The organism is uncultured Bradyrhizobium sp. (assembly GCF_936928535.1).
GTDB lineage: Bacteria > Pseudomonadota > Alphaproteobacteria > Rhizobiales > Xanthobacteraceae > Bradyrhizobium.
This window is the reverse complement of sequence record NZ_CAKZHY010000082.1, coordinates 1-21,664: the sequence shown is the minus strand read 5'-3', so window position 1 is coordinate 21,664 and position 21,664 is coordinate 1. Positions and strand designations below refer to the sequence as shown.

Below are 21,664 nucleotides of genomic sequence, written 5' to 3'. Positions count from 1 at the left end.
ATTCTCGGCTAACGACCATCAACCACGGATATTTCAGGCGTGTGACGTCACAGAAGTGTCGACCCGCTGTTTTGTTCGTTAACGCGCCGGCGCGGCCACGAAACTGTCATGAAACAATCCTTGCCGCGATGAAACCGTTTTCGGTTTTCCGCGCAAACGTCCCGAAACTTGTTTCCGTTAGGGATTTAGGCAACGGAGCACCGCAACGGTGCCGGGGTGACCAAGAACACCACGAGAAACAGGGGCGACCAATGTTCAATCTGGAGACGTTCAAGACGTATTCGCGCGCCGTTGCCGTCAGTGCAGTGGCCGTTGCTGCAATCGCATTCGCCGGCCCGGCCAAGGCCGCACCCGTGCAGCTGTTTCCGTTCTTCCAGCCGCTGCCGGTGATGACCGCACCGCAGCCCTATGAGCCCTATCAGGCGCCGACCTACCAGGCCGCGCCATCCGAGGATCAGGACGCCGTCGAGACGCCGGCCCGCTTCCGCCGCCAGACCGTTTCCTATGCGACGCGCGAAGCGCCGGGCACCATCATCATCGATACGCCCAACACCTATCTGTATTACGTGCTCGGTAACGGCCAGGCGATCCGCTATGGCATCGGCGTCGGCCGCGACGGCTTCACCTGGTCCGGCACGCAATCGGTGACCAAGAAGGCCGAGTGGCCGGACTGGACGCCGCCGCCGGAAATGATCCAGCGCCAGCCCTACCTGCCGCGCCACATGGCCGGCGGCCCCGGCAACCCGTTAGGGGCCCGCGCGATGTATCTCGGCGGCACCGTCTACCGCATCCACGGCACCAACGCGCCTGATACGATCGGCAAGCACGTCTCGTCCGGCTGCATCCGTCTGACCAATGACGACGTCTCCGACCTCTACTCCCGCGTCAACGTCGGCACCAAGGTGATCGTGCTGCCGATGACCGAGCGCCGCGCAGAGCTTCGCTAACGCGAGACGAGATTGAGATGCGAACGGCCCCGGCAATGCCGGGGCCGTTTTTGTTCGGGCCGGGCGGTCCGTCATGAGGTATCGTGCCGACATGATCCGATTGCTCACACCCACTGATGCGGCGCTCTACCGTGACATCAGGCTGGAAGCGCTGTCGGCGCATCCCGAGGCTTTCGCCAGCACCTTCGCGCGCGAGCGGGAGAAGCCGCTCGCCTGGTTCGAGGAGCGCCTGACCAGTTCGGACGTGTTCGGTGCCTTCATCGACGGCGAGATCGTCGGCGTCGCCGGCTTCCGCCGGCAGGATGGTCCCCAGACCATGCACAAGGCCGATCTCTGGGGCATGTATGTGCGACATCAGGCGGGGCGATCGGGCGTCGGCCGGCGCCTGGTCGACGCGGTCATTGCCCATGCTGCCGAGCGCGTCGAAAAACTTCAGCTGAGCGTCATGAGCAAGAATGAAGCGGCCTTGCGCCTCTACGCCGCCGCCGGCTTCGTCGAATACGGCCGCGAGGTGAAGGCGTTGAAGCAGAACGGCCGATATTTCGATGAAGTCCTGATGGAATTATTTGTCGACGCAAGCGGCAAATAGCAAAGACGGTCCCGGAGACCAGGGCCGTCTTCGATTTACGCCGCCGTCTCCTCAGGCGCGCCGCCCCGAGAGCAGCCGCAGCCACGCCGCGGAGTGAAACGCGCTCATCAACAGATACATCGGCACCATCCCGCCCAGCGACAGTCCGTGGCCGGCGGAGCAGAGCATGTCCCCCGAGCCGCTGAACACGGCCGTCAGCACGGCCATGACCGCGAAGGTGGGCGTGGCCGCAAGACCCAGCCATCTCGCAAGCTGGGATGCGGCCGCGCTGCCGTCGCGCCTGGCGCTGGCGGGATGGACGTCGCTCATTGCGCGCCCTTGGAGCGGAGCGCGATTTCGCCGGCGTCGGAGACCTCGACCCACTTCTTGTCGGGCGCAGCACCCGCCTCGTAGCTGTCGTTCCAGTTCCACCACTTGTAGGTCGGGCTCTTCGGATAGCCGGGCGGCGAATCCTCCCAGGGCTCCTGCCGGCCGAGCGGAGTGATATCGAGATAGTTCCAGGTGCCGCCCATCTGCTCGTCGCCGCGACTCTTGATCAGATAGGTGCGGAAAATGCGGTCACCGTCGCGGTAGAACACGTTGGTGCCGTGCCATTCTCCGACGCCGAAATCGGCATCAAAATCGTCGGTGATGGTGACCCACGGAATGTTCCAGCCCATCCGCGCCTTCAGCCGCGCAATATCCGCCTGCGGGGCGCGCGAGGCGAACACCAGCGTGGTGTCGCGGGCGTTCAGGTGCGACACATGGGCGACCTGGTCGGCCACCATGGAGCAGCCGCGGCAGGCATGGTCGGGCCAGCCGAACACGCCCGGCTCGAAGAACGCCCGGTAGAGGATGAGCTGCTTCCGGCCCTGGAACAGATCGAGCAGACTGGCCTTGCCCGAGGGCACCTCGAATGCGTAGGTTTTGGTCACTTCCATCCACGGCATGCGCCGGCGTTCGGCGGCGAGTGCGTCGCGAGCACGGGTATGTGCCTTCTCCTTCACCAGCAGTTCCTGCCGGGCTGCCTCCCACTCCTGCGGCGACACCACCGGCGGTGTCTGCATGGCGTCCTGTCCGCCAGTCGCTGCTTTGTTTGCTGATGTCATCATGGCTCTCCAAATCTCATCCTCACCGCACATCGTCGGCCGTGAGGAAACTGTTGCACCTGGGGAGCGCAGGGTGGGAGTAACAAGTGTGGCGGGATTTTCATGGAGTCGCTGATCACGGCCGCCGCGCGTGCGCTCGAAGCCGGCGATCCGCTCGGCGCGCTGAACCGCGTCGCGCTGCGCAACGATGCGCCCTCGCTGGCGCTGCGCGGCATCGCGATGGCGCAGCTCGGCGATCTCGCCAAGGCCAAGGCGCTGCTGCGTAGCGCCGCCCGCGCCTTCGGGCCGAAAGAGGCTGTCGCGCGCGCCAGATGCGTGGTGGCCGAGGCCGAGATCGCGCTGGTCTCGCGCGAGCTGAACTGGCCGGCGAAGACGCTCGCGGCGGCGCGGGCGACGCTGGCAAGCCATGGCGATCTCGCCAATGCCGCCCATGCAGGCCATATCGAGGCGCGCCGCCTTCTTTTGCTCGGGAGGATCGACGAGGCCGAGCGGACGCTGGCCGAGATCGGCGCCTCTCCGCTGCCGCCCGCATCCCAGGTCGTGCGCGAGCTCGTGGTCGCCGGCATCGCCATCAGGCGGCTCAAATCAAGACAGGCGCACACCGCGCTCGATCTCGCAGCCCGCGCCGCGCGCCAGGCCAACATCCCGGCGCTGCTGGCCGAGGTCGACAGCGCCAGCCTCATCCTGAACACGCCGGCCGCGCGCCTGATCGCACGCGGCAGCGAGCACCCGCTCCTGCTCGGCGAGGTCGAGCGCCTGGCCAGCTCGACTGCGCTCGTCGTCGACACCTTCCATCATGTCGTGCGCAGGCAGGGCGTTGCCGTGCCGCTGGGCACGCGACCCGTGCTGTTCGCACTCGCCCGTCTCCTGGCGCAGGCATGGCCCGCGGATGTCTCGCGCGAGGCGCTGATCTCGGGCGCATTCCAGGCCAAGCACGCCGACGAATCGCATCGCGCGCGCTTGCGCGTCGAGATCGGGCGGCTCCGCACCCAGCTCAAGCCGCTGGCCGAGATCAGCGCGACCAAGCTGGGCTTTGAGCTGGCGCCGCGAAAAACCCGCGACGTCATCGTGCTGGCGCGCCCGGTCGAGGAGAAGCACGCCGCGGTCCTTGCCATTCTTGCCGACGGCGAGCCCTGGTCGAGCTCGGCGCTCGCGCTCGCGCTTGGCATGAGCGCGCGCACGGTGCAACGGGCGCTCGAAGAGCTGGCGCGATCGGGCAAGGTGCAATCGTTCGGCCACGGCAGGGCGCGGCGCTGGATGACGCCGCCGGTGCCCGGTTTCCCGACAGGCTTGTTACTCCCCTCGCCGCTCTTGAAAGCGTAGGATTCATCGAGCGTCGCGCAAGGACCACACCATGAAACGATCAGCCGCCGAAATCATCCGAGAGTACGGGCCTTTCCCTGACGTCAAGGCCGTGCATGGCGTCACCTATGACGGCAGCAATGTCTGGTTCGCGTCCGGCGACAAGTTGAATGGCCTCAATCCCGATAGCGGCAAGCTCTCACACTCCATCGACGTCGCCGCCCATGCGGGCACGGCATTCGACGGCCGGCATCTGTTCCAGATCGCGGAGGATCGCATCCAGAAGATCGACGCGGCGAGCGGCGCGGTCGTGAGCACGATTCCCGCACCGGGCGGCGGCGGCGATTCCGGGCTCGCCTGGGCCGAGGGGTCGCTCTGGGTCGGCCAGTATCGCGAGCGCAAGATCCATCAGATCGACCCTGACAGCGGCAAGATCCTCCGCACCATCGAAAGCAAGCGCTTCGTCACCGGCGTGACCTGGGTCGACGGCGAGCTCTGGCATGGCACCTGGGAAGGCGATGACAGTGACGTCAGGCGGATCGACCCCGACACGGGCAAGGTGCTGGAGCAGCTCGATATGCCGGAGGGGACGATGGTCTCGGGGTTGGAATCCGACGGCGGCGACCAGCTGTTCTGCGGCGGCGGCGACAGCGGGCGTGTGCGAGCGGTTCGTCGCCCGAAGCGCGGCCAGCAACCGGTCCGACGAAGAGAGCAACGGCGCGGCCGCTGCAATTAACCCATTTGCCGCAATTCCACCCCATCGGTGCGCTCTAGCGCCCTCCTCGCCCGCCCTGTAAAATCCGTCTCGGGGCGGCCTGGGGGATTGATGCGTCTGACCTTGAACTTGAAGACCGTGCTGATCGGCGCCGCCGTGCTCGCGGCGTCGTTTTTCATCAGCCTGAAGGTGATGGATTGGCTGTCGCCGCGCGCGACCAACAATGCGCCCGCGATCGCAGAGCTGCCGCCGCTGCCGCCGGCCTCCAAGAGCTCGATCGTGGTGGCCCCGGTCGCGATCGCGCTGTCGGCGATCCGCGACCAGGCCGAGAAGGCCGCGCCGCGTAATTTCGCCGGCAAGGCGGACAACCCGGTCTCACAGATCCTGGAGAATGCCGATATCGGCTGGACCGCCGCGCGCGGACCAATGTCGGCGACCGGCGACAAGGACGTGCTGACGCTGTCGACGCCGATCACCGGCAAGCTGAACGTGACGGGGTCGCTGTCGGCGAAAGCCACCGGCGCACTCGGCGATGCGCTGGGCAGCGTGCTCGGCGGCGACGCGGCGAAACGGATCGGCGCGGTCAACATCAAGAACCTGAATGCCAGCGCCGAGATCAAGGGCAGCGTGGTCGTCACCTCGCGCCCGAAGCTCGCGGCCGCCTGGCATCTCGAGCCCAATCTCGGCGCGCAGGTCAATCTCGGCGACACCAACGTCAACGTCGCCGGCGCCAGGGTCAATGTGCCCGCGCAGGTCAAGCCGCTGATCGACAAGACCGTCGGCGAGCAGCTCAACGTCGTCGCCGAGCGCATCCGCAACGACCCCAGCCTGCGCGACAACGCCAAGGTGCAATGGGCCAAGGCGTGCCGCTCGATCCCGCTACAGGGCACCGGCGCCTCGGCGTCGCTGCCGCCGCTCTGGCTGGAAATGAAGCCGACCCGCGCCATCGCGGCGCAGCCGCGCGTCGATCCGCAAAACGTGACCTTGCTGCTTGGCCTCGAGGCCGAGACGCGCGTGACGTCGACCCAGACCAAGCCGGACTGCCCGTTTCCCGACAAGATCTCGATCGTGCCGCCGACCGGCACAGGCGTGAACATCGCCGTGCCCATCGACGTGCCCTTCACCGAGATCAACAAGCTGATCTCGGCCCAGCTGGTCGGCCACACCTATCCCGAGGACGGCTCCGGCCCGGTCGACGTCACGATCAAAAGCGTCAACGTCGTCCCGTCGGGCGAGCGGCTCTTGATCTCGCTTCTGGTGCGCGCCAAGGAGAAGAAGAGCTGGCTCGGGCTCGGCGCGGAGGCGACCGTGCACATCTGGGGCCGGCCGATGCTCGACGAGGCACAGCAGACGCTGCGGCTCGCCGACATCCAGCTTGCGGTGGAATCCGAGGCAGCTTTCGGCCTGCTCGGCGCCGCAGCCCGCGCGGTGGTGCCGCAGTTGCAGCAGGCGCTGGTGCAGAAGGCGACGCTCGACCTGAAGCCGATCGCCGCCAATGCGCGCGAGAAGATCGCGGCCGCCATCGCCGATTACCAGAAGAGCGAGGACGGCCTCAAGGTCGATACGAAGATCGACAGCCTCACGCTGGCCGACATCGCCTTCGATTCCAAGACGCTGCGCGTGGTTGCGGAAGCCGGTGGCACGCTCAACGTGACCGTGACCAAGCTGTCGGGCATGTAGCGCGCCGTCAAGCGGGCAAGCCGCGCAACCCCTTGGCGCTTGCGTTGCTGGCATTCTCGTTGGAGGATGCTAAGCTGATCGTCGCAACCTCTACCGAGGTGCGCAGAGTATTGCAGGGGATATCGCGAGGAATCATGGAAGCCGGCATCGTCACATCCGCGCCGGCGCTGGTGCGCTTTTCCGGCATCCAGAAGACCTATGATGGCGAGCACCTCGTGGTGAAGAACCTCGATCTCGACATCAGGAAGGGCGAGTTCGTCACCCTGCTCGGCCCGTCGGGCTCGGGCAAGACGACCACGCTGATGATGCTGGCCGGCTTCGAGGTGCCGACCCAGGGCGAGATTTATCTTGCAGACCGCCCGATCAAGAACATGCCGCCGCACAAGCGCGACATCGGCATGGTGTTCCAGAACTATGCTTTGTTTCCGCACCTGACGATCGAGGAGAACGTCGCCTTTCCGCTCTCCGTCCGCAAGACGGGCAAGGCGGAAACGCAGGAGCGCGTCAAGGCGGCGCTGCGGATGATCAAGATGGAAGCGCTGGCGCAGCGACGGCCCGGGCAACTCTCCGGCGGCCAGCAGCAGCGCGTGGCACTGGCCCGCGCGCTGGTGTTCAACCCGCAGCTCGTGCTGATGGATGAGCCGCTGGGCGCCCTGGACAAGCGCCTGCGCGAGCAGATGCAGCTCGAGATCAAGCAGCTGCACGAGACCATGGGCATCACCGTCGTGTACGTCACCCATGACCAGAGCGAAGCGCTCACCATGTCGGACCGCATCGCCGTGTTCAACGACGGCATCGTGCAGCAGATCGACAGGCCCGATGCGCTGTACGAGCATCCGGTGAACAGCTTCGTCGCCAATTTCGTCGGTGAGAACAACGTGCTCTCAGGCAGCGTCGAGACGGTCGACAAGGACTATTGTCGCGTCGCGCTTAAGGCCGGCGGCACCGTCGTGGCCCGCGCGGTCAACGTATCGGGCACGGGCGCTGCGACCTCACTGTCGGTGCGGCCCGAACGGGTCTCCATCCTGATGGATGGCACCCCCGGCGAGCAACCGAACCGGCTGCCGGCCAAAGTCCAAAACACCATCTATCTCGGCGACCACGCGCTGGCCGTGCTCGATGTCTCCGGGAATAGCGAGTTCATGGTCAAGCTGCAGCCGGGCGCGCACGACAGCCTGAGATCGGGCGAAGATGTCTTCATCACCTTCCGCCCCGAGGACTGCCTCGCGCTCGACCCCGTTTGATTGATCGATCAACCTCAATGCAACTCACCTGAAGAAGGAACAAGGACCATGCTGAAGCGCAAGATTGCTCTGGGTTTCATCGCGGCGCTCGGCGCCAGCGCAGCGTTGGCCACGTCAGCGCAGGCGCGTGACCTCACCGTCGTATCGTGGGGCGGCGCCTATCAGGATGCGCAAAAGAAAGTCTATTTCGAGCCGTTCAAGAAAGCATCAGGCGTTGCCATGAACGACGAATCCTGGGACGGCGGCGTCGGCGTGCTGCGTGCCAAGGTGCAGGGTGGCGCCGCAACCTGGGACCTCGTCCAGGTCGAGAGCGACGAACTCGCGGTCGGCTGCGAGGAAGGCCTCTACGAGAAGCTGGACTATTCCAAGATCGGCGGCGAGAGCGCCTATATCAAGCCGTCCGTCAATCCCTGCGGCGTCGGCGCCATCCTCTATGATTTCGTGCTCGGCTACGACAAGGACAAGCTGAAGGACGCGCCGAAGGGCTGGGCCGACTTCTTCGACACCAAGAAAATCCCCGGCAAGCGCGCTTTGCGTCAGGGCCCGAAGACCACGCTCGAGATCGCACTGATGGCCGACGGCGTCCCGCCGCAGGACGTCTACAAAGTGCTGGCGACCGACGAGGGCGTCGACCGCGCATTCAAGAAGCTCGACACCATCAAGGGCGACCTCGTCTGGTGGAAGGCCGGCGCGCAGCCGCCGCAACTCCTCGCCTCCGGCGAGGTGGTGATGACCTCAGTCTACAATGGACGCATCGACACCGCGAACAAGAACGAGAAGAAGAACTTCGGCATGGTATGGGACGGCGCGCTGTTCACGCTCGACAGCTGGGTCATCCTGAAGGGCAGTCCGAACAAGGACGCGGCCTACAAGTTCCTGGACTTTGCAGGCAAGGCCGAGAACCAGTCGAAGCTGTCGGAGAACATCGCTTACGGCACCTCGAACAAGGACGCAGCCGGTCTGTTGCAGCCCGCCGTGCTGAAGGACCTGCCGACCGCGCCTGACAACATCAAGAACGCGGTCGAGATCAACGTCGCGTTCTGGCTCGAGAACATCGACAAGCTGACCGAGCGCTTCAACAAATGGGCCGCGAAGTAACGCGCGGCCGAACCGGCATGCGACGGGCATTGAGAGAAGTTTCGTTGCGGCCATCCTTCGAGACGCCCGCCTTAGGCGGGCTCCTCAGGATGAGGACGGAGTGTGCGGCAGCGACTTCGGAGAGCCTCATCCTGAGGAGAGCGCGAAGCGGTCGTCTCGAAGGACGAGGCGCTTGCTCCGGCCTCTCCAAAAGGCACTCTCGATGACCACAGCGTCCCTGACCGGCGCGAATGCCGCAGCCAACGTGCCGCTCAAGCGCCGCTTGAAGCGGGCGGAGCGCGCGCGCCAGCTCAAGGCGCTGGCGCTGGTCGTTCCGCTGCTGCTGTTTCTGCTGTTCACCTTCGCCGGGCCCATCGCCGGCATGCTGTGGCGCGCGGTCGATGACCACGAGGTGCGCCGGGTTCTGCCGCAAACGGTCGCGGCTCTCGCCAGCTGGGACGGCAAGGATCTGCCTGATGAAAACACCTATGCGGCGCTGGCAAGCGACATCCAGGCGGCTCGCACTGCCGGCACCGTCGCGATCGCGGCCAAGCGGCTCAACTACGCCCTGAACGGTTTTCGCACCATCCTCACCAGCACCGCACGCAATCTGAAAGCAATGCCGGAGCCCGGCACCGCCAGGGAGACGCTGGGCAAGATCAACGCAGCCTGGCGCGATCGCGCCACCTGGACGACGATCAGGAACGCCAGCGGTCCGCTCACCAGCTTCTACCTACTCGGGGCGCTCGACCTCGTCAGGAACGCGGACGGCGCGATCGTCGCGGCCCCGTCGGATCAGGCCATCTACCGCGAGGTTTTCGCCCGCACCTTCCTCATCAGCCTTGGTGTCACGGTGCTCTGCCTGATCCTCGGCTTCCCGGTCGCCTATTTGCTGGCAACGCTGCCGCCGGGCCGATCGAACCTCCTGATGATTTTCGTGCTGCTGCCGTTCTGGACCTCGCTTCTGGTCCGCACCTGCGCCTGGATCGTGCTGTTGCAGAGCAAAGGCATCGTGAATGACAGCCTGCACTGGCTCGGCATCATCGACGAACCGCTGCGCCTGATCTACAACCGCTTCGGTGTCTGCGTGGCGATGACCCACGTGCTGCTGCCGTTCATGATCCTGCCGCTGTACAGCAGCATGAAGGCGATCTCGCCGGCCTACATGCGGGCCGCCGCCTCGCTCGGTGCCCCGCCCCTCACCGCCTTCCTGCGGATCTATCTCCCGCAAACCCTGCCCGGCATTGGCGCGGGCAGCCTGCTCGTCTTCATTCTCGCGCTCGGCTACTACATCACGCCGGCGCTCGTCGGCGGCGCCGCCGACCAGATGATCAGCTATTTCATCGCGCTCTACACCACCGAAACGGCCAATTGGGGCCTTGCCTCCGCGCTCGGCGCGGTGCTGCTGCTCGCGACCATCCTGCTCGCGCTCGTCTACGGCAAGCTGGTGCAGGGCCAACAGGTGACGGGAGGGATGAAGAATTGAGCGATGCATCCTCCTTGCGCACACCCAGCCAGCGCATCGCGTGGACCGGAACCATCGTCATCTCGACGCTGGTGTTCATCTTCCTGATCGCGCCGATCCTGGCGATCATGCCGCTGTCGTTCAGCTCGGGCTCCTACCTCACTTATCCGTTGCCGGGCCTCTCCTTGCGCTGGTACGACGACTTCCTCAGTTCACCGCGCTGGATGAACGCGCTGAAGAACAGCATGATCATCGGCGTCGCGTCGACGCTGCTGTCCATGGTGCTCGGCACGCTGGCCGCACTTGGGCTCGCGCAGTGGAAGAGCCGGTTCAAGCCGCTGGTGCTGGCCTTCGTGCTCTCGCCGGTCGTCGTGCCCGGCGTCATCACCGCTGTCGGCCTCTATTTCTTCTTCGCGCCGATTGGCCTCACCGGCAGCTATCTCGGCCTAATCCTCGCTCACACCGCGCTGGCGACACCGTTCGTGGTCATCACGGTCGGCGCGACGCTGCAAAGCTTCGACACCAACCTCGCCCGCGCCGCCGCCTCGCTCGGCGCCTCGCCGCTGGAAGCGTTCCGACGCGTGATCCTGCCGCTGATCCTGCCGGGCCTGGCATCCGGCGCGCTGTTCGCCTTCGCGACCAGCTTCGACGAGGTGGTGATCGTGCTGTTCATGGCGGGGCCCGAGCAGCGCACCCTGCCGCGCGAAATGTTCAGCGGCATCCGCGAGAACATCAGCCCGACCATCACGGCCGCTGCGGTGATCCTGACGACGGTGTCGGTCATCCTGCTCGCGACGCTGGAGGGCCTGCGCCGGCGCAATGAACGGCTGAAGGGCGGCGGCTGACGGGCACCGCTCTTCTTTCTTCTCCCCTTGTGGGAGAAGGTGGCGCGAAGCGCCGGATGAGGGGTATCTCTCCGCACATTCAATTGAGAGTTTCCTCGTGCAGAGAGATACCCCTCACCCGTCTCGCCGCTACGCGGCGATCCACCCTCTCCCGCAAGGGGAGAGGGAAAAAACACCGGAGACCCCTGCTTAATTCTCACCCCACGTCACACATCCCCGCCTTTGCTCCCGCGTCGGTTTGTGGCTAGAACAGTCCCCGCAACAAAGCCCAAACAACAACGCCAAGGGAGAAAATATATGCACAAACTCATCGCCGCCGTCGCGGCCGGCTTCGCCGTCGCCGCAAGTTGCGGCGCAGCTCAGGCCCAAATTTCCGACAACGTTGTTAAGCTCGGCGTGCTCACCGACATGTCGAGCCTCTATGCCGACGCGACCGGCAAGGGCTCGCTTGCCGCTGTCGAGATGGCCGTCGCCGATTACGGCGGCAAGGTCGCGGGCGTCGCGATCCAGGTCGTGTCCGCCGACCACCAGAACAAGCCCGACGTCGGCGTCAACATCGCCCGCAACTGGTACGACAACGACAAGGTCGACGCGATCCTCGACGTGCCGACCTCCTCCGTCGCGCTGCCGATCTCCGCGCTGACGCGCGAGAAGAACAAGATCAACCTCAATTCCGGCGGTGGCTCGTCCGACATCACCGGCACCGCCTGCTCACCCAATACGGTGCACTGGACCTACGACACCTATGCGCTGTCGAACGTCGCCGGCAAGGCGATGGTCAAGCGCGGCGAGGACACCTGGTTCTTCGTCACCGCCGACTACGCCTTCGGCCAGGCTCTGGAGCGCGACGCCGCCAACGTCGTCAAGGAGAGCGGCGGCAAGGTGCTCGGCGACGTCCGCCATCCGCTCAACTCGTCGGACTTCTCGTCCTTCCTGCTGCAGGCCCAGGCCTCCAAGGCCAAGGTCGTCGCGCTGGCGAATGCCGGCGGCGACACCACCAATGCGCTGAAGCAAGCTGCCGAGTTCGGCATCACGCAAGGCGGCCAAAAGATGATCGCCCTGCTCATGGAGATCACCGACGTTCACGCGCTCGGCGTCAAGGCGACACAGGGCCTGATCATCACCGACGCGTTCTACTGGGACACGAATGATGAGACCCGCGCCTTCTCCAAGCGCTTCAACGACAAGGTCGGCCACATGCCGACGATGATTCAGGCCGGCCTCTATTCGGCGACCATGCACTATCTGAAGGCGATCGAAGCGATCAAGACCGACGAAGCGCCGAAGGTGATGGAGCAGATGCGCAAGACGCCGGTGAACGACTTCTTCGCCAAGAACGGTAAGATCCGCATCGACGGCCGCATGGTCCACGACATGAATCTGTACGAGGTGAAGAAGCCGGAAGAATCCAAGGGCGAGTGGGACCTCTACAAGCTGATCGCCACCGTGCCCGGCGACGAAGCCTTCCGTCCGCTCGACAAGGGCGGCTGCCCGCTGGTGAAGTGAGGCACTGTCTATCTTCCGTCATTGCGAGCACAGCGAAGCAATCCAGAAATGCATCCGCAGAGATAGCTCTGGATTGCTTCGTCGCTTCGCTCCTCGCAATGACGATAGAAAAAACGACACGACAGCGCGCCCGGTGAAAACCGGGCGCGCTTCGTTTAGCTGTTCAGAGCCGCATTACTCCGAGTACTTGAACTCGGGCATGGCCTTCAGCTGGTCCTTGGTCGCGTTGAACACGGCGTGGTCCGGATACCACTTCGACGAAGACGAGGTGGTGGTCGTCGTCTTGGTTTCGGCGGTGCCGGTCGCAGCGCCCGTCGTCGTGGTCGCGGCGGGCTTGGCGTTCGGGTTCGCGCTGGTGCCCGTATAGGCCACAGCCTCGTTGACGAACTTCAGCTTCTCATAGGGAACGGCGACCAGATGCTCGCCCATGCCGAGGAAACCGCCGACGCCGATCACGGCGATCTTGACCGCACCGCTCTTGTCCATCAGCAGGTCGCTGATCGAACCGATGTTCTCGTTGGCCTCGTTATAGACCTTGATGCCGTCCATCTTCGAGGTACGCCATTCACCCGAAGCGCTCGTGGTCGTGGTGGTCGCAGTCGAAGCGGTCGGCGACTTCTCTGTGACAGCCGGATTTTGTGCAAACGCAACGGTGGCAAGCAAAGCGGTGCCGGCAAGGCCGGCGGCGATCGATTTCATCAACATTGTTGTCCTCTCCTTCAGCAGAAAACTTGTGCGGAGAGAACAGCGACGAGGACGCACAGTTCCTAGCGTGCGGCAATTTCGTCACGCTTCTTGCGGCGCTGCGGCACGAGGAAAAGTTCCTGGAACGTGCGACATGCACAGTTCCCCGCCGACAATTATGCGCCCTGGGATGAAGCATGATGGCGGCGAGGAACGCGCTGGCCTTTCGTCGCTCAGGTCAGCTCTTGTAGTCGATCAGGAGCGCAGAGATGTCCGTGCCGCTCGCGCTCGTCGCACTGCCATTGGCACCGTATGACGAATTCGACGAAGACTGCGACTGCTGCAGCGCCTGGAGAAACTGCTCGAGGATCTTCGCCGTGCTGCTGTCGGTTGACGTGCTGCTCGTCGGGTCCGTCGACGACGTCGAGGAATCCGAAGAGCCGTCGTCCGACGGCGGCGGACCGGGAGGCGGACCACCCGCGCCGCCGGGACCGCCCGGTCCCTTGGCAAAGGCAGACTGAAACACGCCCTTCAGCTCGTCGGCCTGGCTCGACGTCAGTGTGCCGTTCGAGACCTCATTGGAGATGAGGTCGTCGATCTTGGATTTCAGGCCATCCTGGGACGGCTTGGTGCCGCTGGATTGGTCGCTGGACCGGCCCTGCTGGAGCGCCGTATCGATGTCTTGCAGGGCAGTGCCGAGGGCGGACTGGTCGGACGACGAGATCGTGCCGTCAGACACTTCCGATTGCAATTCCTGCTGCAGTCGCTGCAGCGGCGACTGGTGATGACTGGCGGAGTTCGCCGAAATCGAAGTCATTGAGTGCACCGTGGTTTTTGCGGGGTTTCGTACGCAACTGCGCCACGGTATGGTTAACCGACTTAACGAGACCTTGCCGGACGACGACGCCGTCGTTGCGGGGTATTGCGGACATTCGCCCGGAAACACACTGAAACAATAATCTTCGCCTTTTGGCCCGAATCTTGGACAAACAAGGCCCATGGCCATTCCTTCTCCCAATATCCTGGTCGTCGAGGACGATCGCGAGACCCGGACGTTGATTGCGAAATATCTGCGCAACAACGCCTGCAATGTCACCGCTGTGAGCGACGGCCGCGAGATGTCGCGTGCCATGGTCGACCACCGCGTTGATCTCATCATCCTCGACGTCATGCTCCCAGGCGAAGACGGCCTCAGCCTGTGCCGCAAGGTGCGCTCCGAGGCACAGACGCCGATCATCATGCTGACCGCGCGCGGCGAGGACGTCGACCGCATCGTTGGCCTCGAGATGGGTGCGGACGATTATCTGCCGAAGCCATTCAACCCGCGCGAGCTGCTCGCCCGCATCAACGCGGTGCTGCGGCGGCAGGCCTCCGCCCAGGCCGCGAGCTCGATCGAGGGCGCCTCGACGCTCTCCTTCGAAGGCTGGCGGATCGACTTGCGCCTGCGTGAGCTGCGCAATCCGGAGGGCGCCCGCGTCGCGGTGACCAGCGCCGAGTTCGACCTGCTCAGGACTTTCTGCGAGCGTCCCGGCCGTGTGTTGTCGCGCGACAGCCTGCTCGACCTGACGCAGGGCCGCAGCACCGGCTCGTTCGAGCGCTCCATCGACGTGCTGGTCAGCCGGATCCGCCGCAAGATTGAGCCCAACCCGTCCGATCCCACCATCATCAAGACGGTGCGTTCCGGCGGCTATTTGTTCACGCCCAGAACGGAAGCGGTTACCGCGCCCCTGAGCAGCTGACGGGGCTTTGAGATGAGGCCGTTCGGGTTCTTTCACCTCAAGGGCATCGGCGGGCAGATGGCTGCGCTGGTGCTGGCCTCGACCGTCACGCTGCATCTCGTCGTCACCACCGCCTTCCTGCTCAGCCGCCCCGACCGCCCGGACAGCCCGCCGGATGGCGCGCATCAACTGACCGATGCAGCGCTGCTGCTCGGCTCGGCCAGGCCGGACGAACGGCCGCGGCTGATCGCAGATCTCGCGCGCGCTTTTCCGAAGCTCAACCTTGAGACATTGGCATCAGGCGCGGCGGCGATGGTCGACGACCGCGAAGCCCCGCACCTGCGCGGGATCCGCCGTCATCTCGCCCGCGGCTACAAGCTGGTGCAGCTCGCGCCCGAGGGCGATGACCGCCGCATCGGCGTGGAATTGCCCGACGGCACCGTGATCGCAGGCCATGTCGAGAGCGGCCCGCGCCCGTGGTTCTGGGGCGCGCCGTGGCTGGTGACGCTGATGACCGCCTTCATCTCCATCACCGTGCTCGGCCTGTGGGCCGCGCGCGCGCTGGCAGCGCCGCTGTCCTCCTTTGCCAAGGCGGCCGAGAATTTCAGCCTGGATGGCACGGCCGATCCGCTGCCCGAGCGCGGTCCGGAAGAGATCCGCGCGGCGACCCGGGCGCTCAACCGCATGCATGAGCGCATCGCGCGGCTGATGTCGGATCGCACCAGGATGCTGGCGGCGATCAGCCACGATCTGCGCACCCCGATCACGCGGCTGCGCCTGCGCGCCGAGTTCATCGAGGACGAGGGCCATCGCAAGCGCATGCTTGTTGACCTCGACCAGATGCGCTCGATGCTGGAGAGCGTGCTGTCACTGCTGCGCAACGACCGCAAGATCGAAGCGGTGACGCTGGTCGATATCGCCAGCACCCTGCAGCTGATCGCCGACCAGTTCGGCGACATGGGCCATGTCGTGCATTATGACGGCCCGCCCTCTGCGACCGCGGCCGCGCGCCCCGACGATCTGCATCGCGGCGTCACCAATCTCGTCGAGAACGCGGTGCGCTTCGGCGCCGAGGTGACGATCCGCCTCGATGTCTCGGGCACGAAACTCGTCATCGACGTCGAGGATGACGGCCCCGGTATTTCGGACGCGCGCAAGCAGGAGATGCTGGAGCCGTTCGTGCGCGGCGACGACGCCCGCACCATGGACGATTCCATCGGCTTCGGCCTCGGCCTGTCGATCGCGCACGCGATCGCGCTCGCCCATGGCGGCGAGCTGTCGTTGCACGACCGCCAGCCGCACGGGCTGATCGTGAGGATGCAATTGCCGGTCTGGCAGCAGCCGCGGCTTGCCGCTTAAGCCAACATCTCAGGCCGCGAGCGGCGGATACTCGATCGCCGGCTCGTCGAAGATCGCGATCGCCTCGAAGCGATAATTGCAGGCGTGGCAGTTCCAGAGATAGGAGACCCGCCCCTCGCCCGGCTCGATCCAGTCTGGCTGCGCGATCGGCGCGCCGCACTGGGCACATGGATTCTGGGTGGGCACATCTCGTCCGGAGATGTCGCCGCTATGGGTGTTGACCATGGTTGTTTTTGTCATGGCACCTCTCCCGATTCGCGAGGGCTTCATACTCGCTTTCGCTGGCAAGCGCGAATAGACAGGGTCGCTGTCGCGAGTTGTCCGCCTGAGATAACTCCTGCGCCAGAATTGAGTCGTAACGGCGGCTCGGCGCCGCAAAAACGGGGCCGGCGGCGTTTGGCCACATCATCGCCGCGTTCGGCAGGCCTAACGGCAACCGGGCCAAGCTACTCAAGAACTGCACTCAGGGTCGTCTGGGACATCTTATGAAAATTCTACGCGTTGCCGCGCTGCTTGCGGCAGGAATCATGTTTCCACTGATGTCGTCGCAGGCCGCAATCGCAGGCCAGGCCGATTACGCCGAGATGGTCGCGATGCATGCGCGCGCCAACGGCGTGCCAGAGGCGCTGGTGCATCGCGTCATCATGCGCGAGAGCCGCTATCAGCCTGGTCTCGTCGGCCATGGCGGCACCATCGGGCTGATGCAGATCAAGCTCGCGACGGCCCGCGGCCTCGGCTACACCGGCGATGCCGCCGGCCTGCGCGACCCCAACACCAATCTCACCTACGCGGTGAAATACCTCGCCGGCGCCTATCACGCCGCCAATGGCGACCACGACCGAGCCGTGCGCTATTTCGCGGGCGGCTATTACTACGCCGCAAAGCGGCAGCGCCAGGAAGCCGTGCAACTGGCCAGCTTCGAGCCTCAGCTGGAATCCAACGGCAATCCGCAGCCGATGTTCGGCCCGGTTCCGCATCGCAAGCTCGCCCAGCACGTCCGCAACGCGCGGGCGCAGGCGCTCCACGATTAATCGTCATTCCGGGGCGAAGCGAAGCATCGAACCCGGAATCTCGAGATTCCCCGGTGCGCAATTGCGCACCTGAGGTTCGGTCCGTTGGACCGCCCCGGAATGACAGCCTTGTGGCTAACGCGTTGACCACCCCGCTCCGCTGTCCTACATTAGAGCCGTTCCGAGGGGTGCTCCGAGGAGGAGCTGAGATACCGCTAAATGGGCAAGCCTGCACTTCAGCAAGCCTGCCCAGGACCGCGGTGACCCTTTGAACCTGATCCGGGTCATGCCGGCGAAGGGACAGGGATGTTGCAGACGACCAATCGACCGGATTCCCCGGTATCCATCATCGGCGCAGGCATTGCCGGAGCTTGGCAGGCGCTGTTATTCGCGCAGGCCGGCCACGCCGTGACGTTACACGAGCGCAGTGACGCCGACATGACCGCCTCCACCAGCCATTGGGCCGGCGGCATGCTCGCGCCCTATTGCGAGGCGGAGGTCGCCGAACCCCTCATCAGCCGCCTGGGGCTGCGCTCGCTGGACATCTGGCGGCGCGAACTGCCTGACACCCCCTTCAACGGCTCGCTCGTCGTGGCGCATCCGCGCGAGCGCAACGATTTCGAGCGCTTTGCCCGCATGACCGAAGGCCATCGCCGGCTCGATGCAGCGGCCTTGGCCGGGCTCGAGCCGTCGCTGGAAGGCCGCTTCCGCGATGCACTGTTCTTCCCGACCGAAGGCCATGTCGAGCCGCGCCGCGTGCTGCCGAAGCTGCATGCGCGCATCAAGGCCGCCGGCGGCACCATCAAGTTCGGCAGCGACGTCAGCGCGAGCGATCTTGACGGCCTGGTGATCGACTGCCGCGGCCTCACCGCACGCGAGGAGCAGCCGGGCCTGCGCGGCGTCAAGGGCGAGATGATCCTGATCGAGAGCTCCGAGGTGCAGCTGTCGCGCCCGGTACGTCTGATCCATCCGCGCTGGCCGCTCTACGTGATCCCGCGCGAGGATAACATGTTCATGCTGGGCGCGACCTCGATCGAGGCCGAGGACACCGGCGTCAGCGTCCGCTCCGCGCTGGAACTCTTGGGCGCGGCCTATGCCGTGCACCCGGCGTTCGGCGAAGCCCGTATCGTCGAATTCGGCTCGGGCCTTCGCCCGGCCTATCCCGACAATCTGCCGCGCATCGGCGTGCGTGGCGGCAAGATCAGCGTGAACGGGCTCTACCGCCACGGTTTCCTGATCGCCCCTGCGCTCGCCGAGCTGACGCTCAACTTCGTCGAGCGCGGCCAGATCGACAACGAGGTGATGCAATGCGCGTGATCGTGCAATGATTGTGATCGTAAACGGCGAGCAGCGCGAGATCAGTTCAGCCAGCGTCGACGCGCTGCTCTCCGAGCTCGACTACGAGGGCACCCATTTCGCCATCGCGCTCAACTACGACGTCGTGCCGAAGAGCCGCTGGGCCGAGACCGCGCTAAAGGCCGGCGACGAGATCGAGATCATCACGCCGCGGCAGGGAGGGTGAAGGAGATGTGGGCACACTCTTTCCCCCCGTCGTCCCGGCGAAGGCCGGGACCCATAACCACCGCCCTTCATTGGGATGGAAGGTTTCTGCCATCGTGCCCCAAGAAAAATCACGCGGTATGGGTCCCGGCCTTCGCCGGGACGACAGTGAAGATTGAGGAGACACCTTCCACATGGTGACCTTCTACGGCAAGACCTTCGACTCCCGCCTGCTGATCGGCAGCGCGCTCTATCCTTCGCCTGCGATCATGCAGGACGCGATCCGCGCCTCGGGCTCGAACATCGTCACGGTGTCGCTGCGACGCGAATCCGCCGGCGGCAAGACCGGGGATGCGTTCTGGAAGCTGATCCGCGAGCTCGACGTATCGGTGCTGCCGAACACCGCCGGCTGCCGCAGCGTGCGCGAGGCTGTCACCACGGCCAAGCTCGCGCGCGAATTGTTCGGCACCACCTGGATCAAGCTCGAGGTCATCGCCGACAACGACACGCTACAGCCCGACGTCGTCGGCCTCGTCGAAGCCGCCACCATCCTGATCAAGGACGGTTTTGAAGTGTTCCCCTATTGCACGGAAGACCTCTCGGTCGCGAACCGGCTGGTCGATGCCGGCTGCAAGGTTGTGATGCCGTGGGCAGCTCCCATCGGCAGCGCCAAAGGCATCATCAACCGCGATGCGTTGAGACTGCTGCGCGAGCGGCTGCCTGATATCACGCTGGTGGTCGATGCCGGTATCGGCGCACCGAGCCACGCGGCGGAAGCGCTCGAGCTCGGCTATGACGCCGTACTGCTCAACACCGCGATCGCCAAGGCCGCCGATCCCGTCGCGATGGCCAGGGCTTTCCGCCTCGGGTGTGAAGCCGGCCGCACCGCGTACGAGGCCGGACTGATGAACGCCCGCGATTTCGCTTCTCCTTCAACCCCTGTCGTTGGGACCCCGTTCTGGCATGCCGTATCCTGATCGTTTCTATCCCGTCGTCGACAGCCTGGCCTGGGTCGAACGCCTGACAAAACTCGGCGTCGGCACCATCCAGCTGCGCGCGAAGAATCTGAACGATGCCGAGGCGCTCCAGATCGTCACCGACGCGCTGGCGATCACCAAGGGCACGCCAGCAAAACTCGTCGTGAACGATTATTGGCGCGCGGCGATCGTCGCCGGCGCGAAATATCTCCACCTCGGCCAGGAAGATCTCACTGAGGCCGACCTCAAGGCGATCCGCGAGGCCGGCCTCTCGCTCGGCGTCTCCACGCACGACGACGCGGAGCTTGAAACCGCGCTGAAGGCCAAGCCCGATTACGTCGCGCTCGGCCCGATCTTCTTCACCACGCTCAAATCGATGCGCTTCGAACCGCAGGGCATTCCAAAAATCACGGAATGGAAGAAGCGCATCGGCCCCATCCCGCTGGTCGCGATCGGCGGCATCAAGTTCGAGCACGCCGCGGAGATCTTTGCCGCCGGCGCGGATTCGATCGCGGTGGTCAGCGACGTCACCCAGAACGCCGACCCGGATGCCCGGGTGCGGCAGTGGCTCGGCCAGTCGAAGGAGGCCGCGTGATGCGCCTCGCACCCTATCTCTCCCGTCACCCTGAGGTGGCCGCTTCTTCAGCGGCCCTCGAAGGGCGACGGCCCGGCTCCATCCTTCGAGGCTCGCAAGTGCTCGCACCTCAGGATGACGAACAGCACGCGACGACGCGATAATCATATTCAACGGAGGATCCCATGAACATCCGCTCCAACCCCGACAAGACCGTCCCCGCCGTCACCACCGGCCCGCTTCCCTCCTCGCGAAAGATCTTCGCCTCCCCCGATGCGGCGCCCGATATGCGCGTACCGCTGCGCGAGATCATCCTCTCTGAAGGCGCCGGCGAACCGAACCTGCCGGTCTACGACACCTCGGGGCCCTACACCGATCCCTCCGTCACCATCGACGTCAACGCCGGCCTTGCCCGTGGCCGCAAGCAATGGGTGCTGGAGCGCGGCGGCGTCGAGGAATATGACGGCCGGCAGATCAAGCCGGAGGACAATGGCAGCGTCTCCACCGACAACGCCGCGCGCGCCTTCTCGGCCTATCACAAGCCGCTGCGCGGCCTCGACGGTCACAAGATCACGCAACTGGAATTCGCCCGCGCCGGCATCATCACCAAGGAGATGATCTACGTCGCCGCCCGCGAAAACCTCGGTCGCAAGCAGCAGCTCGAGCGCGCGGAAGCAGCCCTTGCCGACGGCGAAAGTTTTGGCGCCGCGGTGCCCGCCTTCATCACCCCGGAGTTCGTGCGATCAGAGATCGCGCGCGGCCGCGCCATCATCCCCGCCAACATCAACCACCCGGAACTGGAGCCGATGATCATCGGCCGCAACTTCCTGGTGAAGATCATCCTCTCAAGTTCAGCCAGGTTTGTTTGTTTTATATTCTTCCTTCTAGATCTTGTTTCTCTTTTCGTATCTTTACTTCTTTTGATCTCGTAGATGATATATTTTTTTTAGCCATTACCCACCCAAGAAATGGGCGTTTCCGTTAATGTCTATTTAACTTAGGGATGGATCCATTCAGTGACGTGAATGTGCTAACATTCCGTTTTCTCTTTTCGTATATCTTCCGCAATTTCTGTGAAGCTTTTTTCGCGCTCGTTTTTTGTGTAGGAAAAGAAAGTATTCTCTTGTGGTATCATCATGTAGATGTGCAATCATTTTCTTTTCACTTGATATTGCAGTAGAAATTTCCTCTTTTTACGGATCTTTAGATTAGAGATTGATATGTTGGGTTATGCTATGCATCTGCGCTAACATGTTGTTTTCGTTTGATGTATTACTTTTCGTAATCTTCCACTAGAAACAACTTTCTTTTTCTGGGTATTTCACATAGAAATAGGCATCGTTTGGTGATTCATACGTAGATATGCGACATTTGTAGCTCATCT

At 64.4% G+C, this 21,664-nt stretch carries 22 protein-coding genes, 1 pseudogene and 1 riboswitch; of the genes and pseudogenes, 18 read left to right on the top strand and 5 right to left on the bottom strand.

Translation table 11 applies throughout. The features are described 5' to 3' along the window. The first annotated feature begins 251 nt into the window (after positions 1-251). Positions 252-947, top strand: a complete 696-nt coding sequence (locus Q0687_RS13125) for a L,D-transpeptidase (RefSeq protein WP_298877173.1) — start codon at positions 252-254, stop codon at positions 945-947. 73 nt (positions 948-1,020) lie between these two features. Next, the gene (locus Q0687_RS13120) at positions 1,021-1,536 is read left to right on the top strand and encodes a GNAT family N-acetyltransferase (protein ID WP_298877170.1); all 516 of its coding nucleotides are present in this window, start codon (positions 1,021-1,023) and stop codon (positions 1,534-1,536) included. Positions 1,537-1,587: 51 nt separating this feature from the next. Here Q0687_RS13120 and Q0687_RS13115 read toward each other — a convergent pair whose 3' ends face one another. Then, complete coding sequence (locus tag Q0687_RS13115; protein ID WP_298877167.1) at positions 1,588-1,845, bottom strand: hypothetical protein; 258 nt, start codon at positions 1,843-1,845, stop codon at positions 1,588-1,590. Then, complete coding sequence (locus Q0687_RS13110; RefSeq protein WP_298877164.1) at positions 1,842-2,627, bottom strand: DUF899 domain-containing protein; 786 nt, start codon at positions 2,625-2,627, stop codon at positions 1,842-1,844. Before Q0687_RS13110 ends, Q0687_RS13115 begins: the two co-directional genes overlap by 4 nt. Before the next feature lie 99 nt (positions 2,628-2,726). Here Q0687_RS13110 and Q0687_RS13105 point away from each other — a divergent pair, with 99 nt between their 5' ends. The 8 genes from Q0687_RS13105 to Q0687_RS13070 all read left to right on the top strand — a co-directional run bounded on the left by Q0687_RS13105 (position 2,727) and on the right by Q0687_RS13070 (position 12,458). Further along, on the top strand, positions 2,727-3,947 hold the full coding sequence (locus Q0687_RS13105; protein ID WP_298877162.1) for a helix-turn-helix domain-containing protein: 1,221 nt from the start codon (positions 2,727-2,729) through the stop codon (positions 3,945-3,947). A gap of 31 nt (positions 3,948-3,978) precedes the next feature. After that, complete coding sequence (locus Q0687_RS13100) at positions 3,979-4,662, top strand: PQQ-binding-like beta-propeller repeat protein (RefSeq protein ID WP_298877159.1); 684 nt, start codon at positions 3,979-3,981, stop codon at positions 4,660-4,662. Between the two features lie 90 nt (positions 4,663-4,752). Continuing rightward, positions 4,753-6,321 carry a DUF4403 family protein gene (locus tag Q0687_RS13095; RefSeq protein WP_298877156.1) on the top strand — a complete coding sequence of 523 codons (1,569 nt, stop codon included), beginning with the start codon at positions 4,753-4,755 and terminating at the stop codon, positions 6,319-6,321. Positions 6,322-6,455: 134 nt separating this feature from the next. Then, positions 6,456-7,565 (top strand): ABC transporter ATP-binding protein, encoded by a 1,110-nt coding sequence (locus Q0687_RS13090; protein WP_298877153.1) that lies wholly within the window; start codon positions 6,456-6,458, stop codon positions 7,563-7,565. 48 nt (positions 7,566-7,613) lie between these two features. Further along, positions 7,614-8,663, top strand: coding sequence for an ABC transporter substrate-binding protein (locus Q0687_RS13085; protein WP_298877150.1), 1,050 nt, complete (start codon positions 7,614-7,616; stop codon positions 8,661-8,663). Between the two features lie 202 nt (positions 8,664-8,865). Further along, a complete protein-coding gene (locus tag Q0687_RS13080) occupies positions 8,866-10,128 on the top strand; it encodes an ABC transporter permease (RefSeq protein ID WP_298877147.1) in 1,263 nt (420 codons plus the stop codon). Next, positions 10,125-10,952, top strand: a complete 828-nt coding sequence (locus Q0687_RS13075) for an ABC transporter permease (RefSeq protein ID WP_298877135.1) — start codon at positions 10,125-10,127, stop codon at positions 10,950-10,952. Before Q0687_RS13080 ends, Q0687_RS13075 begins: the two co-directional genes overlap by 4 nt. Before the next feature lie 297 nt (positions 10,953-11,249). Next, positions 11,250-12,458 carry an ABC transporter substrate-binding protein gene (locus Q0687_RS13070; RefSeq protein ID WP_298877132.1) on the top strand — a complete coding sequence of 403 codons (1,209 nt, stop codon included), beginning with the start codon at positions 11,250-11,252 and terminating at the stop codon, positions 12,456-12,458. A gap of 174 nt (positions 12,459-12,632) precedes the next feature. Here the strand turns inward: Q0687_RS13070 and Q0687_RS13065 are convergent, their stop codons facing one another. Continuing rightward, a complete protein-coding gene (locus Q0687_RS13065) occupies positions 12,633-13,163 on the bottom strand; it encodes a PRC-barrel domain-containing protein (RefSeq protein ID WP_298877129.1) in 531 nt (176 codons plus the stop codon). Between the two features lie 217 nt (positions 13,164-13,380). Beyond that, positions 13,381-13,959, bottom strand: coding sequence for a hypothetical protein (locus Q0687_RS13060; protein ID WP_298877126.1), 579 nt, complete (start codon positions 13,957-13,959; stop codon positions 13,381-13,383). 181 nt (positions 13,960-14,140) lie between these two features. On the opposite strand from Q0687_RS13060, the gene Q0687_RS13055 reads away from it, so the two are divergent. Both Q0687_RS13055 and Q0687_RS13050 read left to right on the top strand, forming a co-directional pair. Continuing rightward, on the top strand, positions 14,141-14,881 hold the full coding sequence (locus tag Q0687_RS13055; RefSeq protein ID WP_298877124.1) for a response regulator: 741 nt from the start codon (positions 14,141-14,143) through the stop codon (positions 14,879-14,881). Positions 14,882-14,893: 12 nt separating this feature from the next. Further along, positions 14,894-16,219: an ATP-binding protein gene (locus tag Q0687_RS13050; RefSeq protein ID WP_298877122.1), complete on the top strand. Its 1,326-nt coding sequence runs from the start codon at positions 14,894-14,896 to the stop codon at positions 16,217-16,219. A gap of 9 nt (positions 16,220-16,228) precedes the next feature. On the opposite strand, the gene Q0687_RS13045 is transcribed toward Q0687_RS13050, so the two are convergent. Next, complete coding sequence (locus Q0687_RS13045) at positions 16,229-16,459, bottom strand: hypothetical protein (protein WP_298877119.1); 231 nt, start codon at positions 16,457-16,459, stop codon at positions 16,229-16,231. Between the two features lie 245 nt (positions 16,460-16,704). Between Q0687_RS13045 and Q0687_RS13040 the strand changes: the two genes are divergently transcribed. The 6 genes and pseudogenes from Q0687_RS13040 to Q0687_RS13015 form a co-directional block, all read left to right on the top strand. Beyond that, positions 16,705-17,250, top strand: coding sequence for a lytic transglycosylase domain-containing protein (locus Q0687_RS13040; protein WP_298877116.1), 546 nt, complete (start codon positions 16,705-16,707; stop codon positions 17,248-17,250). 153 nt (positions 17,251-17,403) lie between these two features. After that, positions 17,404-17,548, top strand: a riboswitch (TPP riboswitch). After that, entirely contained in the window at positions 17,536-18,546 is a 1,011-nt protein-coding gene (locus Q0687_RS13035; protein WP_298877114.1) for an FAD-dependent oxidoreductase, read from the top strand. It overlaps the preceding riboswitch by 13 nt. A 7-nt stretch (positions 18,547-18,553) precedes the next feature. Next, the gene (thiS, locus tag Q0687_RS13030) at positions 18,554-18,751 is read left to right on the top strand and encodes a sulfur carrier protein ThiS (protein ID WP_298877112.1); all 198 of its coding nucleotides are present in this window, start codon (positions 18,554-18,556) and stop codon (positions 18,749-18,751) included. Positions 18,752-18,923: 172 nt separating this feature from the next. Then, complete coding sequence (locus tag Q0687_RS13025; RefSeq protein ID WP_298877111.1) at positions 18,924-19,706, top strand: thiazole synthase; 783 nt, start codon at positions 18,924-18,926, stop codon at positions 19,704-19,706. Then, positions 19,693-20,301 (top strand): thiamine phosphate synthase, encoded by a 609-nt coding sequence (locus Q0687_RS13020; protein WP_298877108.1) that lies wholly within the window; start codon positions 19,693-19,695, stop codon positions 20,299-20,301. Before Q0687_RS13025 ends, Q0687_RS13020 begins: the two co-directional genes overlap by 14 nt. A gap of 164 nt (positions 20,302-20,465) precedes the next feature. After that, positions 20,466-21,119: pseudogene (locus Q0687_RS13015) on the top strand (phosphomethylpyrimidine synthase ThiC); the annotation flags it as partial. Positions 21,120-21,664: the final 545 nt, after the last annotated feature.

Coding starts and splice junctions, on each gene's coding strand:
- Q0687_RS13125 (WP_298877173.1), top strand. CDS start 252: ATGTTCAATCTGGAGACGTTCAAGACGTATTCGCGCGCCGTTGCCGTC.
- Q0687_RS13120 (WP_298877170.1), top strand. CDS start 1,021: ATGAGGTATCGTGCCGACATGATCCGATTGCTCACACCCACTGATGCG.
- Q0687_RS13115 (WP_298877167.1), bottom strand. CDS start 1,845: ATGAGCGACGTCCATCCCGCCAGCGCCAGGCGCGACGGCAGCGCGGCC.
- Q0687_RS13110 (WP_298877164.1), bottom strand. CDS start 2,627: ATGATGACATCAGCAAACAAAGCAGCGACTGGCGGACAGGACGCCATG.
- Q0687_RS13105 (WP_298877162.1), top strand. CDS start 2,727: ATGGAGTCGCTGATCACGGCCGCCGCGCGTGCGCTCGAAGCCGGCGAT.
- Q0687_RS13100 (WP_298877159.1), top strand. CDS start 3,979: ATGAAACGATCAGCCGCCGAAATCATCCGAGAGTACGGGCCTTTCCCT.
- Q0687_RS13095 (WP_298877156.1), top strand. CDS start 4,753: ATGCGTCTGACCTTGAACTTGAAGACCGTGCTGATCGGCGCCGCCGTG.
- Q0687_RS13090 (WP_298877153.1), top strand. CDS start 6,456: ATGGAAGCCGGCATCGTCACATCCGCGCCGGCGCTGGTGCGCTTTTCC.
- Q0687_RS13085 (WP_298877150.1), top strand. CDS start 7,614: ATGCTGAAGCGCAAGATTGCTCTGGGTTTCATCGCGGCGCTCGGCGCC.
- Q0687_RS13080 (WP_298877147.1), top strand. CDS start 8,866: ATGACCACAGCGTCCCTGACCGGCGCGAATGCCGCAGCCAACGTGCCG.
- Q0687_RS13070 (WP_298877132.1), top strand. CDS start 11,250: ATGCACAAACTCATCGCCGCCGTCGCGGCCGGCTTCGCCGTCGCCGCA.
- Q0687_RS13065 (WP_298877129.1), bottom strand. CDS start 13,163: ATGTTGATGAAATCGATCGCCGCCGGCCTTGCCGGCACCGCTTTGCTT.
- Q0687_RS13060 (WP_298877126.1), bottom strand. CDS start 13,959: ATGACTTCGATTTCGGCGAACTCCGCCAGTCATCACCAGTCGCCGCTG.
- Q0687_RS13055 (WP_298877124.1), top strand. CDS start 14,141: ATGGCCATTCCTTCTCCCAATATCCTGGTCGTCGAGGACGATCGCGAG.
- Q0687_RS13050 (WP_298877122.1), top strand. CDS start 14,894: ATGAGGCCGTTCGGGTTCTTTCACCTCAAGGGCATCGGCGGGCAGATG.
- Q0687_RS13045 (WP_298877119.1), bottom strand. CDS start 16,459: ATGACAAAAACAACCATGGTCAACACCCATAGCGGCGACATCTCCGGA.
- Q0687_RS13040 (WP_298877116.1), top strand. CDS start 16,705: ATGAAAATTCTACGCGTTGCCGCGCTGCTTGCGGCAGGAATCATGTTT.
- Q0687_RS13035 (WP_298877114.1), top strand. CDS start 17,536: ATGTTGCAGACGACCAATCGACCGGATTCCCCGGTATCCATCATCGGC.
- thiS (WP_298877112.1), top strand. CDS start 18,554: ATGATTGTGATCGTAAACGGCGAGCAGCGCGAGATCAGTTCAGCCAGC.
- Q0687_RS13025 (WP_298877111.1), top strand. CDS start 18,924: ATGGTGACCTTCTACGGCAAGACCTTCGACTCCCGCCTGCTGATCGGC.
- Q0687_RS13020 (WP_298877108.1), top strand. CDS start 19,693: ATGCCGTATCCTGATCGTTTCTATCCCGTCGTCGACAGCCTGGCCTGG.